This window comes from Roseomonas sp. CECT 9278, from assembly GCF_918698155.1.
GTDB lineage: Bacteria > Pseudomonadota > Alphaproteobacteria > Acetobacterales > Acetobacteraceae > Neoroseomonas.
Genome location: NZ_CAKKLX010000008.1, coordinates 108393 through 123025, shown reverse-complemented (window position 1 = coordinate 123025; position 14633 = coordinate 108393). Strand labels below are relative to the sequence as shown.

At 70.6% G+C, this 14633-nt stretch carries 13 protein-coding genes; 3 read left to right on the top strand and 10 right to left on the bottom strand.

Going from position 1 to position 14633, the window contains the following annotated elements; translation table 11 throughout:
- Window positions 1–112 precede the first annotated feature (112 nt).
- From LQ222_RS07860 to hppD, 5 genes are all read right to left on the bottom strand, one after another.
- Complete coding sequence (locus LQ222_RS07860) at window positions 113–1624, bottom strand: ABC transporter substrate-binding protein (protein ID WP_230165609.1); 1512 nt, start codon at window positions 1622–1624, stop codon at window positions 113–115.
- Window positions 1621–2676: an ABC transporter ATP-binding protein gene (locus LQ222_RS07855; RefSeq protein WP_230165608.1), complete on the bottom strand. Its 1056-nt coding sequence runs from the start codon at window positions 2674–2676 to the stop codon at window positions 1621–1623. The genes LQ222_RS07860 and LQ222_RS07855 overlap by 4 nt, the downstream gene beginning before the upstream one ends.
- Window positions 2673–3695 (bottom strand): ABC transporter ATP-binding protein, encoded by a 1023-nt coding sequence (locus LQ222_RS07850; protein WP_230165607.1) that lies wholly within the window; start codon window positions 3693–3695, stop codon window positions 2673–2675. Before LQ222_RS07850 ends, LQ222_RS07855 begins: the two co-directional genes overlap by 4 nt.
- Window positions 3696–3772: 77 nt before the next feature.
- Window positions 3773–5752, bottom strand: coding sequence for a methyl-accepting chemotaxis protein (locus LQ222_RS07845; RefSeq protein WP_230165606.1), 1980 nt, complete (start codon window positions 5750–5752; stop codon window positions 3773–3775).
- 110 nt (window positions 5753–5862) lie between these two features.
- Window positions 5863–6963, bottom strand: coding sequence for a 4-hydroxyphenylpyruvate dioxygenase (gene hppD / locus LQ222_RS07840; protein ID WP_230165605.1), 1101 nt, complete (start codon window positions 6961–6963; stop codon window positions 5863–5865).
- Between the two features lie 114 nt (window positions 6964–7077).
- Between hppD and LQ222_RS07835 the strand changes: the two genes are divergently transcribed.
- The 3 genes from LQ222_RS07835 to ppk2 all read left to right on the top strand — a co-directional run bounded on the left by LQ222_RS07835 (window position 7078) and on the right by ppk2 (window position 9725).
- Entirely contained in the window at window positions 7078–7551 is a 474-nt protein-coding gene (locus LQ222_RS07835; RefSeq protein WP_230165604.1) for an Lrp/AsnC family transcriptional regulator, read from the top strand.
- A 117-nt stretch (window positions 7552–7668) separates the two neighbouring features.
- A complete protein-coding gene (locus tag LQ222_RS07830) occupies window positions 7669–8637 on the top strand; it encodes a tripartite tricarboxylate transporter substrate-binding protein (RefSeq protein WP_230165603.1) in 969 nt (322 codons plus the stop codon).
- Window positions 8638–8798: 161 nt separating this feature from the next.
- Window positions 8799–9725 carry a polyphosphate kinase 2 gene (ppk2, locus tag LQ222_RS07825; RefSeq protein ID WP_230165602.1) on the top strand — a complete coding sequence of 309 codons (927 nt, stop codon included), beginning with the start codon at window positions 8799–8801 and terminating at the stop codon, window positions 9723–9725.
- A gap of 62 nt (window positions 9726–9787) precedes the next feature.
- Here ppk2 and LQ222_RS07820 read toward each other — a convergent pair whose 3' ends face one another.
- The 5 genes from LQ222_RS07820 to LQ222_RS07800 form a co-directional block, all read right to left on the bottom strand.
- Window positions 9788–11098: an NtaA/DmoA family FMN-dependent monooxygenase gene (locus LQ222_RS07820; protein WP_230165601.1), complete on the bottom strand. Its 1311-nt coding sequence runs from the start codon at window positions 11096–11098 to the stop codon at window positions 9788–9790.
- 68 nt (window positions 11099–11166) lie between these two features.
- The gene (locus LQ222_RS07815) at window positions 11167–11457 is read right to left on the bottom strand and encodes a DUF1330 domain-containing protein (RefSeq protein ID WP_230165600.1); all 291 of its coding nucleotides are present in this window, start codon (window positions 11455–11457) and stop codon (window positions 11167–11169) included.
- Between the two features lie 28 nt (window positions 11458–11485).
- Complete coding sequence (locus LQ222_RS07810; RefSeq protein WP_230165598.1) at window positions 11486–12475, bottom strand: branched-chain amino acid ABC transporter permease; 990 nt, start codon at window positions 12473–12475, stop codon at window positions 11486–11488.
- A gap of 3 nt (window positions 12476–12478) precedes the next feature.
- Window positions 12479–13375 (bottom strand): branched-chain amino acid ABC transporter permease, encoded by an 897-nt coding sequence (locus tag LQ222_RS07805; protein WP_230165597.1) that lies wholly within the window; start codon window positions 13373–13375, stop codon window positions 12479–12481.
- A 17-nt stretch (window positions 13376–13392) separates the two neighbouring features.
- Entirely contained in the window at window positions 13393–14604 is a 1212-nt protein-coding gene (locus tag LQ222_RS07800; RefSeq protein WP_230165595.1) for an ABC transporter substrate-binding protein, read from the bottom strand.
- Window positions 14605–14633 lie beyond the last annotated feature (29 nt).

The following is a 14633-nucleotide window of genomic DNA, read 5'->3' as shown; positions in this document are numbered from 1 at the left end:
GGCGCGCAAGCCAAGGCCGCGGATGCGGACGCCGGCGCCCGAGGCACAAGGAGAGCCACGCCATGCGGATGCATGGCACCGGCGCCTGAGGGCGCCGCTTCAGCGGCGCGCATCATTGAAATCGCATCCCCTGCAGGCGGATCATGCCATCGGCGATCGGCCGGTAGCCCACCAGGCGCGCCTGGTGCGCCATGATGTTCTTGCGATGCCACAGGTAGATGCGGTTGGCATCCTGGCCGATCGACAGCCGGATCATGCGCGCATAGAGGTCGCGGCGCTTCTCGATATCCAACTCGACGCGCGCCGCGTCCAGCAGGGCGTCCACCTCGGGGTTGGAATACCGCCCGTCATTCTGCCCGCCGCCGGTGCGGCTGAAGCTGAAGATGTTGCCGTCCGGATCGGTGCGCCCCGACCAGCCGACCAGGTAGGTCTGGAACTCCCCGCGCTGCGCCGCCTGCAGCGAGGAGGCGAATTCCATCGCGCGCAGCGTGACGGCGAAGCCCGCTTCCGCGGCCATCGACTGGATCACCTCACCGACCTGGCGCAGGTCGGGGTTGTTGGGCACCGTCATCTCGATAGCCAGCGGCGTGGTCACGCCGGCCTCGCGCAGCAGGGCGCGGGCGCGCTCGACATTGCGCGGCTCGGGCTGGAAGTCGCGCACATGGAAGGGGTTCGCCGGCGGCCAGGGCTGGCGCGTGGGCGTGTACATCCCCTCATAGACCACCTGGTTGACCGCGGCGCGGTCGATCGCCAGTTCGAAGGCGCGGCGCACCCGCGCATCGCGGCCGAGCGGCGTATTGGCGCGTTCGCCATTGCCGACATTGATGGTGATGCCCTGGTAGCCGAGCTCATCCACGTTCACCGCGCGCAGGTTGCGGGCGCGCTGGATGGTGCGGGTGTCGTCGGGTTCCATGCGCTCGACGAATTCGACCGCGCCCGATTGCAGGTTGGCCAGGCGCACCGTGTTGTCGGGGATCGGCAGGTAGGTCACGCGGTCGAAGTGGATGTTTGCGGCATCCCAGTAGTCGCGGAAGCGCTCCACCACGATGCGTTCCTGGGCCACGCGCTCGACGAAGCGGAAGGGGCCGGCGCATACCGGGCGCGTGCCGAAGTTGCGGCCCAACGCCTCGGCCGCCTTGGGGCTGACGATCATGCCGGCGCGATCGGTCAGTGCCGACAGGAACGATGCCGACGGCGTTTTCAGCACGATGCGCACGGTGCGCGGATCCACCACCTCGACGCGATCGACCTCGCTGATCTCGGAGCGGCGGAAGGACCCCTGCATCGTCAGGTGGCGGTTGATGGAATAGCGCACGGCCTCGGCGTCCATCGCCTCGCCGTCGTGGAAACGCACGCCCTCGCGCAGCGTGATGATCAGCGTCGTGGGGTTCTCCCAGCGATGCGCGGTCGCGAGCTGTGGGACCACCTCCAGCCGTTCGTTGATGTCGAACAGCTTGTCGCACAGCGCCATATAGACGATGCGCCCGACATAGGTGCGCGACAGGGTGGGGTCGAGGATGTCCGGGTCCTCGCGCAGGCCGATGCGCAGGTTCTGCGCGCTGGCCGATGTGGCGGCGGCGACGATGGCGGCGGCGGCCAGCAGGGTGCGGAGCGTGGTCTTCATGGTCGTGGCACTCCCGGTTGCGGGCCAGGGGCCCGGAAGAAGGATTGCAGGCGCTTCAGCCTTTCGCCACCCGCCAGGCGTTCCGCCCGCGGCGCGGCGGGCGGCAGGCGGCCATCCAGGTGGCAGGCGACGCGGTGCGGCGGGGCGGTGAGCGCCGGTGCTGCCTCGCGGCAGGCGGCTTCGGCGAAGGGGCAGCGCGTGTGGAAGCGGCAGCCGGGCGGCGGCGCGATGGGCGATGGCACGTCGCCGTCGATCGGCGGCGCCTTGGTGCCGTGGCCGGGCACCGCCGCCAGCAGCGCGCGGGTATAGGGATGCCTGGGCGCGGACAGCACGGCCTCCGCCGGCCCTTCCTCGACGATGCGGCCGAGGTACATCACCGCCACGCGGTCGGCGACGTGGCGCACCACGCCCAAATCGTGGCTGATCAGCACGAAGGTCAGGCCCAGGTCGCGGATCAGGTCGCCCAGCAGGTTCACCACCTGCGCCTGCACACTGACATCCAGCGCGGAGACCGGCTCATCGCCCACGATCAGCTTCGGGCGGGAGGCGAGCGCGCGCGCGATCGCCACGCGCTGGCGTTGCCCGCCGCTGAACTCATGCGGCCAGCGCCGCGCCAGCTCCGGCCGCAGCCCGACGCGCGACAGTAGGCCCGCCACCTCCGCGCGTTCCTGGTCGCGCGGCACGATGCGGTGCAGGCGCAGCGGCTCGGCCACCGCCTGCTCGACCGTCATGCGCGGGTCGAGGCTCGCGAAGGGGTCCTGTAAGATCAGCTGCATGTCGCGGCGCTTCGCCCGCAGCGCGGCGGGCGAGAGCTTCACCAGGTCATCCCCGCCGAAGCGCACGCTGCCGGCATCGGGCGTGATCAGGTTCAGCATCAGCCGGCCGAGCGTGGACTTGCCACAGCCGGATTCGCCGACGATCGCCAGCACCTCCCCCTGCGCGACCGACAACGACACGCCATCCACCGCATGCACCGCGCCGGCGCGGCGGCCGAGCGCATCGCGCACCGGGAAGCGCTTCACCAGCCCGTCGAGTTCCAGCAGCGCGGTCATGCGGCCAGCACCTGGTCGAGCGGCGCCCGCCAGCAGGCCGACAGATGCCCGGGCGCGACCTCCGCCAGCGGCGGCACGCTGTCGCAGCGCGGAATCACGAAGGGGCAGCGCGGGGCGAAGCGGCAGCCGGGCGGCGGCGCGCGCAGGTCGGGCACGGTGCCCTCGATGCTGGCCAGGCGCTGGCCGGGCGCGCCCTCGCCGGGTGCCGCGCCGAGCAGGCCGGCGGTGTAGGGATGTTCGGGCCGCGCGAACAGCGTGGCGGCCGGCGCCTGTTCGGCGATGCGCCCGGCATACATCACCGCGACCTCGTCGGCATGGTCGGCCACCACGCCCAGGTCGTGAGTGACCAGCACCACCGCGGTGCCGGTCTCGCGCTTCATCTCATCGAGCAGTGCGAGGATCTGCGCCTGCACCGTCACGTCCAGCGCGGTGGTCGGTTCATCGGCGATCAGCAGCTTCGGCCGGCAGGCCAGCGCCATCGCGATCATCACCCGCTGGCGCATCCCGCCCGAGAGCTGGTGCGGGTACTGCCGGGCGCGGCGCGCCGCGTCGGGGATGCGGACGCGGTCGATCATCCGCACGGCTTCCGCGAAGGCCGCCGCATCGTCCAGGCCCTGGTGCAGGCGCAGCGCCTCGGCCACCTGTTCGCCGGCGGTGAAGGCCGGGTTCAGGCTGGTCATGGGCTCCTGGAAGATCATCGCCATCTCGCCGCCGCGCAGGCAGCGCCGTTGCTCGGCCGACAGCGTCGTCAGGTCCTGCCCGGCCAGGCGGATGGCACCGCCGATGCTGGCGCTGTCGGGCAGCAGCCCCATCACGGCCAGCGCGCTGACCGACTTGCCGCAGCCCGATTCACCCACGATCGCCAGGGTGCGCCCCGCATCGACGCGAAACGACACGCCATCGAGCACGCGCAGGCTGCGCCCATCCTGGCGGAAGTCGAGGGTCAGCCCCGCGACCTCGAGCACGGGGATGCCCGTGCCGCCCTGCCCGCCGGAGGTTCGCGCCGCTTCGCAAGCCATGTCGCGAGTAACCGCGCCCCGGGCCGGCGCGCAAGGGGGATGGCGCGGTCGATCCGCGGCACCGCGGCGCCTGCTGCCTAAGCCGCTCGCAGATCTGCCGCGGGAGTGTCCAGGGTGGCGACCAGCGCGTCGCCCGCCGCCGGGTCGGCGAAGCGCAGCCGCATGAAGTCGACCTCGGCATCGACCACCACCGCGGCAACCGGCGCGGCACCGCCCAGCGACAGGCTGCCGCGGGCGCCCGGCGGCAGCGTGGGCGCACCCCTGACGGCGGCGCCGCCGGCCGACAGATTGACCAGGCGCACCGCGTGCCGGCCCGCGGTGGTTTCGAACCAGGCTGGTGCCTCGGTCGCGAGGCGCGGATGACGACGGCGGTCCACTTCCTCGGTGGATTCCCGCACCAGGCGGATCAGCGTGGCGCGCAGCTCCACCATCGCGGCCTCGGTCTCCCGCGCGGCGCGGCGCAGCGCGTCGGCGCGCGTCTCGACACCCCGGGTCATGCCGTCCAGCGTCGTGGTCTGGCCGGTCATGTCGCGCGCCGCACCGGCGGCGCCGGCCGCGGCGCGGGCGATCTCGGTGGTTGCCGCGGCCTGCTGCTGCATGGCATCGGCGATCGCCGCGGCAGCCGCATCGACCTGCTGGACGGTGGCGGCAATGCCACCCACCGCGCGCACCGCCTGGCCGGTGGCGGCGACCACGGCTTCGATCTGCTGCCCGATTTCCTCGGTGCTGCGGGCGGTCTGGGCGGCGAGCGACTTCACCTCGCCGGCCACCACCGCGAAGCCCTTGCCGGCATCGCCCGCGCGCGCCGCCTCGATGGTCGCGTTGAGCGCGAGCAGGTTGGTGCGCGCGGCGATATCGGAGATCAGGCGCGCGACCTCGCCGATGCGCTCGACCGACTGCTGCAGGCCGGCGATGGCGCGGTTGCCGTCCTCGGTGCCGGCAACGGCGCGGCGGGTGGCGGACGCGGCCTCCCCGACGCGGGTGGTGATCTCGCGGATCGAGGCGGACATCTGCTCCGCCGCCGCGGCGCTGCCGGTCGAGTGGTCGAGCGTCGATTGCGCGCCCACGGCCAGCGTCTGGGTGCCAGTCGCGGCGAAGGCCGCGCCCTCGGCCATGCGCTCGGCCTCGTCGGCCATGGCGGCGATGCGATCGCCGATGCTCTCGACCGCCTGGCGCGTCTCGGTCTCGAGCCGGTCGGCCATGCCGCGCAGCGCCTGGATGCGCTCCTGCTGGGCCGCTTCGCGCGCGTTCTCCTGCGCGGTGCGCAGCGCGTCGTTCTCGGCGGCGTTGCGGCGGAAGACCAGCAGCGCGCGTGCCATGTCGCCGATCTCGTCGTGCCGAGCGGCATCGCGCAGCTCGGTGCCCGGGCGGCCGGCGACCAGGTCCTCCATGCCGCGGTTCAGCCGCGCGAGCGGCAGGGCGATGCGCGAACGCACCAGCCACAGCGCGATCCCGCCGGCCAGCAGCGCGCCGCCCAGCATGGCCGCCAGCAGCAGGAAGGCGAGCCGTTCGCCCGAGGTGATGATGTCCTGCGCGGCGGCCTGCGCGGCGTCGTTGAAGCCTGCCGCGGCGGCGGCGAGCGCGGTGTTCACCCGCCCGCGGTTGGCGCGGTTGGCGGCGTTGTTGCCCATGGCGTCGGCCGCCGGCGCGCCCTGTTCCACGCCGATCCGCGCAAGTTCGTCCCGAAAGCGGATGAAGTCGGCCAGGGCCGCGAGCAGCGGCGGGACGGTCTCGACGCCGGCGGCGACGACCGACAGACGGCCGGCATCGCGGCGGATATCGGCCAGGTGGCGGCGCAGCCCGGCGGCGAAGCGTTCGGATTCCGCGCGGTCCTTCGCCATGTACAGGCCGCGGCTTTCCATCACGACGGCATAGACGCCGGCATCGATGCGCTGCGCGAGGTAGGCGCGTTCCTGCAGCCGCCCGACCGTCGCGACGTCCCGCCCGTAGTCGACCAGCGTGACATGCGCGGCGATGCCGCCACCCGCGGCAAGCAGCGTCAAGGCGCCGAGCACGAGGTAGATCCGCACCGCGATCGAGCCAAGCCAGCCTTGCATCCGCGCCCCCCGAGGAACCGCGGGGATCATGACGGCACCGGGTTAAGCCCGGGTTGTCGGGACGATCGCGGCCGGCTGGGCGGCGGCCGCCCGCGGCTGGCGGCGCGGGTCTATTCGGCCGCCGGCTTCAGCACGCCGCGCCGCACCTGGTCGAGTTCGATGGATTCGAACAGGGCGCGGAAATTGCCCTCGCCGAAGCCCTGGTCGCCCTTGCGCTGGATCAGTTCGAAGAAGATCGGGCCGATCACCGTCTCGGTGAAGATCTGCAGCAGCCGCCCGCCGGAGGGCGAGCCATCCATCAGGATGCGGTTGCGGGCCAGGCGCGCCATGTCCTCCCCGGTGTCGGGCAGGCGCTGCGGCAGCAATTCGTAATAGGTGTCCGGCGTGTCGAGGAAGCGCACCCCGCCGGCGGCCAGGCCCTCGACGCTCGCGTGGATGTCCGCCGTGCCCATGGCGATGTGCTGGATGCCCTCGCCATTGTAGGCGCGCAGGTATTCCTCGATCTGGCTGCGATCGTCGCTGCTCTCGTTGATCGGGATGCGGATCTGGCCGCAGGGGCTGGTCATGGCCTTGGACTTCAGGCCGGTCAGCTTGCCCTCGATGTCGAAGTAGCGGATCTCGCGGAAGTTGAAGAGACGTTCGTAGAAGCCCGCCCAGGCCTCCATGCGGCCGCGATGGACGTTGTGCGTCAGGTGGTCGATCAGCGTCAGCCCGGCGCCCTTCGGGTTGCGCTCGGCGCCATCGATCCAGCGGAAATCGACATCCCAGATGCTGCCCGCCGGGCCGTAGCGATCGACGAAATAGATCAGCGACCCGCCGATCCCCTCGATGGCCGGGATGTTGAGCTCCATCGGGCCGACGCGGCCATGGAAGGGGCGTGCGCCCAGCCGCACCGCGCGGTCGAAGGCGGCGGCCGCGTCGGCCACGCGCAACGCCATGGCGCAGGCGCAGGGGCCATGGATGCGCCCGAAGGCCTGGGCGTAGGATTCCGGCTCGGCATTCAGCACGAAGTTCACGTCGCCCTGGCGCCACAGCGTCACGCGCTTGGAGCGGTGCCGCGCCACCGGCGCGAAGCCCAGGCTGGCGAAGACGCGTTCGATCTGCGCGATGTCGGGGCCGGTGAATTCGACGAAGTCGAAGCCATCCGTGCCCATCGGGTTGGCATCGGAGGCGATGCCGGCGACGGCCGTGCGGTCGGGCGGGATGTCCATGGTCGAAGCCTCCTGCGTTCGCAGCAGGATCGCAGCGGATCGACGCGAAAAACGGGCGAAGCCGATGTCGATTCGCGGTAAATTGAGGGAATTTCTCTACAGGTAGCCCGATCCATGACGAATTCCGCCATCACCCTCGATGCCATCGACCGCAAGCTGCTGCGCGAGGTGCAGCGCGATGGCCGCGCCCCGGTGGTCGCGCTGGCCGAACGTGTCGGGCTGTCCGCAACGCCCTGCCAGCGCCGGCTGAAGCGGCTGGAGGATTCGGGCGTCATCGCCGGCTATGCCGCCGTGCTGGACGCGCCGCGGCTCGGGCTGGGGCTGACGGCCTTCGTGCAGGTCAGCCTGGCCTCGCGGTCGGAGGAAACGGTCGAGGCCTTCCACGCCGCCATCGGCCGCATGCCCGAGGTGCTGGCCGCCTGGGCCATGAGCGGGGAGACCGACTACCTGCTGCAGGTCGTGGCCGCTGACCTCGAAGCCTATGGCGAATTCGCGACGCGCCGGCTGCTGCGCCTGCCGGGGGTGAAGGACACGAAAAGCGCCTTCGTGCTGCGCAGCGTGAAGCCGCCGGCGGGGCTGCCGGTCTAGCATGCAGGCGGACAGCGCCGTTCCATCGGCCCCGGGCCGGGATGACGGCGCCCCCGAAAGATGCTGCGATTGCCTCAGCGACGGCCCGGCCAACGGGATCGCGCCGGAGGAACCGCCATGACCCCTTCCCGCAGGACCGCCCTGGCCGCGGCCGCCCTGATGCTCGCATCACCCGCGCTGGCGCAGGACTACCCGTCCCGCACCATCACCATCGTCGCGGGCGCCGCCGCCGGCGGGCCGACCGACGTGATCTCCCGCCTGGTCGCGGAAGCCCTGGGCAAGCACCTGCCGCAGCCCGTGGTGGTCGAGAATATCGGCCCCGCCCATGTCGGCGCGCAGCGCGTCGCGCAGGCGCGGCCCGACGGCTACACGCTGCTGATGACCAATGTCGGCATGGCGGCCGGCGCGACGCTGTTCCGCCGCCTGTCCTTCGACACGCTGAACGGCTTCGCGCCGCTCGGCCTGGTGTCCGATGCGGCGATGACGATCATCGCCAAGCCGGGCTTCCCGGCGGAGAACCTGGCCGGGCTGGTGGCCGAGCTGAACCGGCGCGGCGAGGCGCTGAACCTTGGCACCGCGGGCCTCGGTTCGGCGGCCAACCTGTGCGGGCTGCTGCTGCAACAGGCCGCCGGCAACCGCGCCACCATCGTGGGCTTTCGCGGCACCGCGCCGGCGATCACGGAGCTCATGGCCGGGCGGCTCGACCTGCTGTGTGACCAGGCCACCAACACCGCGCCCTTCATCCGCGACAACCGGGTGCGCGCCTATGGCGTGACCAGCCCGCAGCGGCTGGCCGGCCTGCCCGCCATCCCCACCACCACCGAGGCCGGCGCGCCGGCGATCACCATGAGCACCTGGCACGGCCTCTATGCGCCCGCCGGCACGCCGGAGGCGGTGCAGCAGCGCCTGAACGCCGCGCTGCTGCTGGCCCTGCAGGACGAACGCCTGCGCACGCGCTTCGCCGAGCTGGTGACCGACCCGGCCACGCCGGAACGCGCCAGCCTGGCCTTCCATCGGCGTTTCCATGCGGAGGAGATCGCGCGCTGGCGCCCGATCATCACCGCCGCGGGGTCCTTCGCGGATTGAGCCCCTTCGGCGGCGTTTCGCGGGACTGACGCGGAACCGTCACACCGCCATCGCGCGAAGGCGCTACAGCGGCGGCCGGCCGGGTCGCGCGACCCGGCGCAGCCATGTTCCCCGACCGCGCGTTGCGCCCGCACCGCCGCACCGTATCCGAGAGCCGCCGCATGACCGACCACGCCGATGACCGCCCTTGGCTCGACCTCGAACTCGAGGATGATTTCGACGAGGAGCTGGAGCAGGAGATCGACGACGCGCGCATCCCGGCGGAGCTGCGCGCGCTGTTGGGCAAGCGGAAGAAGGCGACGCTGGAGCGCGCCTTCTACTTCCGCGAATTGCTGCGCCTGCAGTCGGAGCTGGTGAAGCTGCAGGACTGGGTGGCGCACCAGGGCCTGAAGCTGGTGGTGCTGTTCGAAGGGCGCGATTCCGCCGGCAAGGGCGGCGTCATCAAGCGCATCACCCAGCGCGTGAATCCGCGGTCCTGCCGCGTGGTCGCCCTGCCCGCCCCCACCGAACGCGAGAAGTCGCAATGGTACTTCCAGCGCTACGTCCCGCACCTGCCCGCCGCCGGCGAGATCGTGCTGTTCGACCGGTCCTGGTACAACCGCGCCGGCGTCGAGCGCGTGATGGGCTTCGCGAGCGAGAACCAGGTCGAGGAATTCTTCCGCGACGTGCCGGAGTTCGAGCGCATGCTGGTGCGGTCGGGCATCGTGCTGGTGAAGTACTGGTTCTCCATCACCGATGAGGAACAGCAGTTCCGCTTCCTGATGCGCATCCACGACCCGATCAAGCAGTGGAAGCTCTCGCCGATGGACCTGCAGTCGCGCGTGCGGTGGGAGAAGTACACCAAGGCCAAGGAGGACATGTTCGCGCGCACGAACATCGCCGAGGCGCCGTGGACCATCGTGGAAGGCAACGACAAGAAGTTGGCGCGGCTGAACTGCATCGCGCACCTGCTGTCGGTCATCCCCTATGGCGAGGTGCCGCACGAACCCGTCGTGCTGCCCGAGCGCGTGTTCAACCCGAACTACGAGCGCGCGACGCTGCCGCGCGAATTGTACGTGCCGGATGTCTACGGGCCGAAGACGGGCTGATACCCGCCGCGCGGCGGTCCGGCGCCAGCCCCGCCGGCCACGCCCGGACGGCTGCGCCCGGTTCAGAACGCCAGCAGGTTGTCGCGGAACATCGCGTGGTCGTAGGACCGGCGCGTCAGGCCGCGGCGCTGGAGCTCGGGCACCAGCCCGTCGGCGATCTCCGCGATGACGCGGCGCGAGGTCTGGTTGGTGGTGATCAGGAAGCCGTCGCCGCCGATCTCCTCCATGGCCGCGCCCATCTGCTGCGCCACCTGCGCCGGCGTGCCGACCAGCGGGATGGAGCCGGCGTCCGAGTAGATCTCGGCGGCCTCGCGCAACGTCCTGTTGCCGGCCTTGCGCAGGAATTCGTCGAGCGATTGCTGGTGGCCGTTCGTGGTCAGGCTGCCCAGCGGCTTGTCGAGCGGCAGCGCGCCGAAATCGAGGTTGGTGATCTTCGACAGATGCGCGAGGCGCCGCGCGATCTCCTCCTCGGTGGTGGCCAGGCGGCGCTTGTGGCGGGCGCGGGCCTCTTCCTCGGTATCGCCCAGCACCGGCGAGACCAGGAACAGTACCTTGCAGTCGTCCGGGTTGCGACCGTGCGCGACCATCCGCGCGCGGATGTCGTCGCGATAGGCCTTCATTCCGGCCGTGCCCTTCACCATCGCCACGATGGTGTCGGAATGGCGGGAGGCGAATTCCCGCCCGCGCGGCGACCCGCCGGCCTGGGCGATGACCGGCTGGCCCTGCGGGCAGGGACCGGAATTGAGCGGCCCGCGCACCTTGAAGTACTGGCCGGCATGGTCGATCGCATGGACCTTGGTGTGGTCCACCAAGATGCCGCTCTCGCGGTCGGCGACGATCGCGCCGGGCTCCCAGCTGCCCCAGAGCTTGCGCGCCACCTCCATGTATTCGTCGGCGATGTCGTAGCGCGTGTCGTGCGGGGGCATCCCGTCCAGGCCGAAATTGCGCGCGGCATAGTCCGACGACCCGGTCACCGCGTTCCAGCCGATCCGGCCGGAGGAGACCTGGTCGAGCGACGCCACCAGCCGCGCCAGCAGATACGGCGGATAGGCGAAGGTGCCGAAGGTCGCGACGATCCCGATGCGCGACGTCTCGCGCGCCAGGATCGCCGCCACCACCGAGGGGTCCTGCCGTGGCGTGGACAGGCCGTGATGCAGGTAGATCTCGCGCGACCCGCCGTAGGATTCGCCGATGTAGGAACTGTCTTCCAGTAGCACGTAGTCGAAGCAGGCGCGTTCGAGGTTGCGCGTCATCTCGACAAAGAATTCCGGCACCATCCATTCGGTGCCGATATTGCCGGTCCAATCCTCGCCCCAGGCCTGCACCGAGGAACCCTGGAGGAACCAGCCGAGGTGGAATTTCTTCGCCGCCATGATCGCCTCACCGCTGTGCTGCGGTGCAGCGTGGCGCGAGCCGCAGGCGCGGGCAAGCGCGCCGGCGGTCAGGCGCCTTCCATGATCCGGATGTCGCGCACCGCGCCGTCACCCAGCGCGGCAAGCGCCGCCTGGTAGGCCGGGCTGTCATGCGCGGCGCGCGCCTGATCGACGCTGTCGAATTCGATCACCACGGTGCGCTGCTGCAACCCGGCCTCGTAGAGGTGCGCGGGCATCCCGCGGGCCAGGATGCGGCCGCCGGCGGCGGTCAGCGCCGGGCCGCCGAGCGCGGCATAGGCCGCAACCGCCTCCGGGTTGCCGACCGAACGATAGGTTGCGACCCAATACGCCTTGGCCATGCCGCCATCTCGCGCGTTGCGTGCCGGGCTACAGCTTCACCCGGAACAGGTTGGCGATCTCACCGACGATGCCGCGCCGGAAGGCCAGCACGACGGTGATGAAGATGCCGCCCTGGATCACCGTGACCCAGGCGCCCATCTCCGCCAGGTAGTTCTGCATCGTCACGATCACCGCGGCGCCGACAACCGGGCCGAACACCGTGCCGAGGCCGCCGACCAGGGTCATCAGCACCACCTCGCCCGACATGGCCCAGTGCACGTCGGTCAGGGTCGCGATGCCGAAGACCAGCGACTTCACGCCACCCGCGACACCGGCCAGCGTGGCCGACAGGATGAAGGCCACCAGCTTGTAGTCATCCGTGCGGTAGCCCAGCGACGTGGCGCGCGGTTCATTCTCGCGGATCGCCTTCAGCACCTGGCCGTAGGGCGAATGGATGATGCGGTGGATGGCCAGGAAGCCGGCCAGGAAGATGGCGGCGACGAACCAGTACATGTTCATGTCGGAGGACAGGCTGACCGAGCCGAACAGCGAGCCGCGCGGGATCGCCTGGATGCCGTCCTCGCCGCCGGTGAAGGGCGCCTGCACGCAGACGAAGTAGATCATCTGCGCCAGCGCCAGCGTGATCATGGCGAAGTAGATGCCCTGCCGGCGGATCGCGATCCAGCCGAACACCCAGCCCTGCAGGCCGGCCACGGCCGCACCGGCCAGCACCGCGACCTCGGGGCTGAGGCCCCAGACCTTCGCCGCGTGGCCGGCGATGTAGCCACCCATGCCGAAATACGCGGCATGGCCGAAGCTCAGCAGTCCGACATAGCCGATCAGCAGGTTGAAGGCGCAGGCGAACAACGCGAAGCACAGCAGCTTCATCAGGAAGACCGGGTAGAGAAAGAACGGCGCGACCGCGAGGAACGCGACCAGCACGCCCAGGGCCGCGAGCTGCGCGGTCGAGAAGCCCCAGATGCCGCCCTCGTCGCGGGTGGTGGGCGCGATCGCGCCGGCGGTGGTTTCGGACGCCATGGCTCACGCCCTCCCGAACAGGCCGGCGGGACGTGCCAGCAGCACGATCGCCATGATGACGAAGATGACCGTGGCCGAGGCCTCCGGCCAGAACACCTTGGTGAGTCCCTCGACGATGCCGAGCCCGAAGCCGGTGATGACCGACCCCAGGATCGACCCCATCCCGCCGATCACGACGACCGCGAAGACCACGATGATGAGGTTGGTGCCCATCTGCGGGTTCACCGAATAGATCGGCGCGGCCAGCACGCCGGCGAGTGCGGCCAGCGCCACCCCTGCCCCGTAGGTCAGCGTGATCATGCGCGGCACGTTCACGCCGAAGGCCTGCACCAGGGCGGCGTTCTCGGTCGCGGCGCGCAGATAGGCGCCCAGGCGCGTCTTCTCGATGACCAGCCAGGTCGCGAGGCAGCAGGCCAGCGCGAAGACCACCACCCAGCCGCGATAGACCGGCATGAACATGAAGCCGAGGTCCCACGCCCCCGAGAGCTCGGCGGGGATGCGGTAGGGCAGGCCGGAGGAGCCGAAGTGGTTGCGGAACAGCCCCTCGATGATCAGGCCGATGCCGAAGGTCAGCAGCAGGCCATACAGGTGATCAAGCTTGTAAAGCCGGCTGATCATCAGCCGTTCGATGACCACGCCGGTGGCACCCACGATCAGCGGCGCGATCAGCAGCGCCCACCAATAGCCCAAGCCCCCCCAGGCCAACAGCATCCAGGCGACGAAGGCGCCCATCATGAACTGCGCGCCATGGGTGAAGTTGATGATGTTGAGCAGCCCGAAGATCACCGCGAGCCCGAGCGAGAGCATCGCATAGAAGGCGCCGTTGATGAGGCCGAGCAGCAATTGCCCGAACAGCAGCGGCGCCGGGATGCCGAGGAAGTTCTCGATGATTTCGAGCATGGGCAGTCAGATCCTTGTCAGGAACGCACGAGCGAGCAACCGCCCTCGGCCAGCGGGCGGAAGGCTTCCTCCGCGGCCGTGGTGGCGGCGACCTTGTAGTAGTCGAAGGGCGCGCGGGATTCGGATGGCGACTTCACCTCGAACAGATACACCGGATGGAGCTTGCGGCCATCTTCGCGGATGCGCCCGGGGCCGAAGGCGTCGTCATCGGTCGGCATCGCCTTCATGCGCGCCACCGCGGCGCGGCCATCGGCCTTGGCGGCGGCCACGCCCATGTCCGCCACCGCCTTCAGGTAGTGCAGCGTGGCGCCATAGCAGCCCGCCGGCACCATGGCGGGCGGGCGGTTCTGGTTGGCGGCGCGGGTGCGCTGCGTCAGCGCGCGGGTGCGGTCATTGAGGTCCCAGTAGAAGGATTCCGTCAGCAGCAGCCCCTGCGCGGATTCCAGCCCCAGCGCGTGGATGTCCATCACGCCCATCAGCAGGGCGGCGAACTTCATCGACCGGTGCAGGCCGAATTCGCGCGCCGCCTTGATGGTGTTCACCGTGTCGGTGCTGGCATTGGCCATGCCCAGCACCTTGGCGCGCGACGCCTGCGCCTGCAGCACGAAGGCCGAGAAATCGGTGGTGGCGGGGAACGGGTAGCGCACCTGCCCCACCACGCGCCCGCCCGCGCCACGCACGAAATTCGCGGTGTCGCGTTCCAGCGCGTGGCCGAAGGCGTAGTCGGCGGTCACGAAGAACCAGCTGTCGCCTCCGGTGCGCACGATGGCCGCCCCGGTGCCCTTGGCCAGCATCCAGGTGTCGTAGGTCCAGTGCACCGTGTTCGGGCTGCATTGCGCGCCCGTGAGGTCGGAACTGGCCGCGCCGGAATTCAGGAAGACCTTGTTCTTCTCGCGCGCGATGGTGTTGACCGCGAAGGCGACCGAGGATGTCGGCACATCGACGATCGCATCCACCCCCTGATCGTACCATTGCCGCGCCAGGTTGGCGCCGACATCGGGGCGGTTCTGGTGGTCGGCCTGCAGCACCTCGACCGTGAAACCGCGATTGGCGAATTCCGCCGCCGCCGCCTGCGTCATGACGACGCTGCCGGGACCGGTGGTGTCGCGATACGGCCCCGACATGTCGGTCAGCACACCGATGCGGATGGTGCCGCCCTGGGCGCGGGCGCGCGAGATCGGCGCCGCGAGCGCGGCGGAGGCGAGAAGGCTTCGGCGACTGGCGTGCATCACTCCGTTCTCCCTTGCGTGCTGGGCGG

Coding starts and splice junctions, on each gene's coding strand:
- LQ222_RS07860 (WP_230165609.1), bottom strand. CDS start 1,624: ATGAAGACCACGCTCCGCACCCTGCTGGCCGCCGCCGCCATCGTCGCC.
- LQ222_RS07855 (WP_230165608.1), bottom strand. CDS start 2,676: ATGACCGCGCTGCTGGAACTCGACGGGCTGGTGAAGCGCTTCCCGGTG.
- LQ222_RS07850 (WP_230165607.1), bottom strand. CDS start 3,695: ATGGCTTGCGAAGCGGCGCGAACCTCCGGCGGGCAGGGCGGCACGGGC.
- LQ222_RS07845 (WP_230165606.1), bottom strand. CDS start 5,752: ATGCAAGGCTGGCTTGGCTCGATCGCGGTGCGGATCTACCTCGTGCTC.
- hppD (WP_230165605.1), bottom strand. CDS start 6,963: ATGGACATCCCGCCCGACCGCACGGCCGTCGCCGGCATCGCCTCCGAT.
- LQ222_RS07835 (WP_230165604.1), top strand. CDS start 7,078: ATGACGAATTCCGCCATCACCCTCGATGCCATCGACCGCAAGCTGCTG.
- LQ222_RS07830 (WP_230165603.1), top strand. CDS start 7,669: ATGACCCCTTCCCGCAGGACCGCCCTGGCCGCGGCCGCCCTGATGCTC.
- ppk2 (WP_230165602.1), top strand. CDS start 8,799: ATGACCGACCACGCCGATGACCGCCCTTGGCTCGACCTCGAACTCGAG.
- LQ222_RS07820 (WP_230165601.1), bottom strand. CDS start 11,098: ATGGCGGCGAAGAAATTCCACCTCGGCTGGTTCCTCCAGGGTTCCTCG.
- LQ222_RS07815 (WP_230165600.1), bottom strand. CDS start 11,457: ATGGCCAAGGCGTATTGGGTCGCAACCTATCGTTCGGTCGGCAACCCG.
- LQ222_RS07810 (WP_230165598.1), bottom strand. CDS start 12,475: ATGGCGTCCGAAACCACCGCCGGCGCGATCGCGCCCACCACCCGCGAC.
- LQ222_RS07805 (WP_230165597.1), bottom strand. CDS start 13,375: ATGCTCGAAATCATCGAGAACTTCCTCGGCATCCCGGCGCCGCTGCTG.
- LQ222_RS07800 (WP_230165595.1), bottom strand. CDS start 14,604: ATGCACGCCAGTCGCCGAAGCCTTCTCGCCTCCGCCGCGCTCGCGGCG.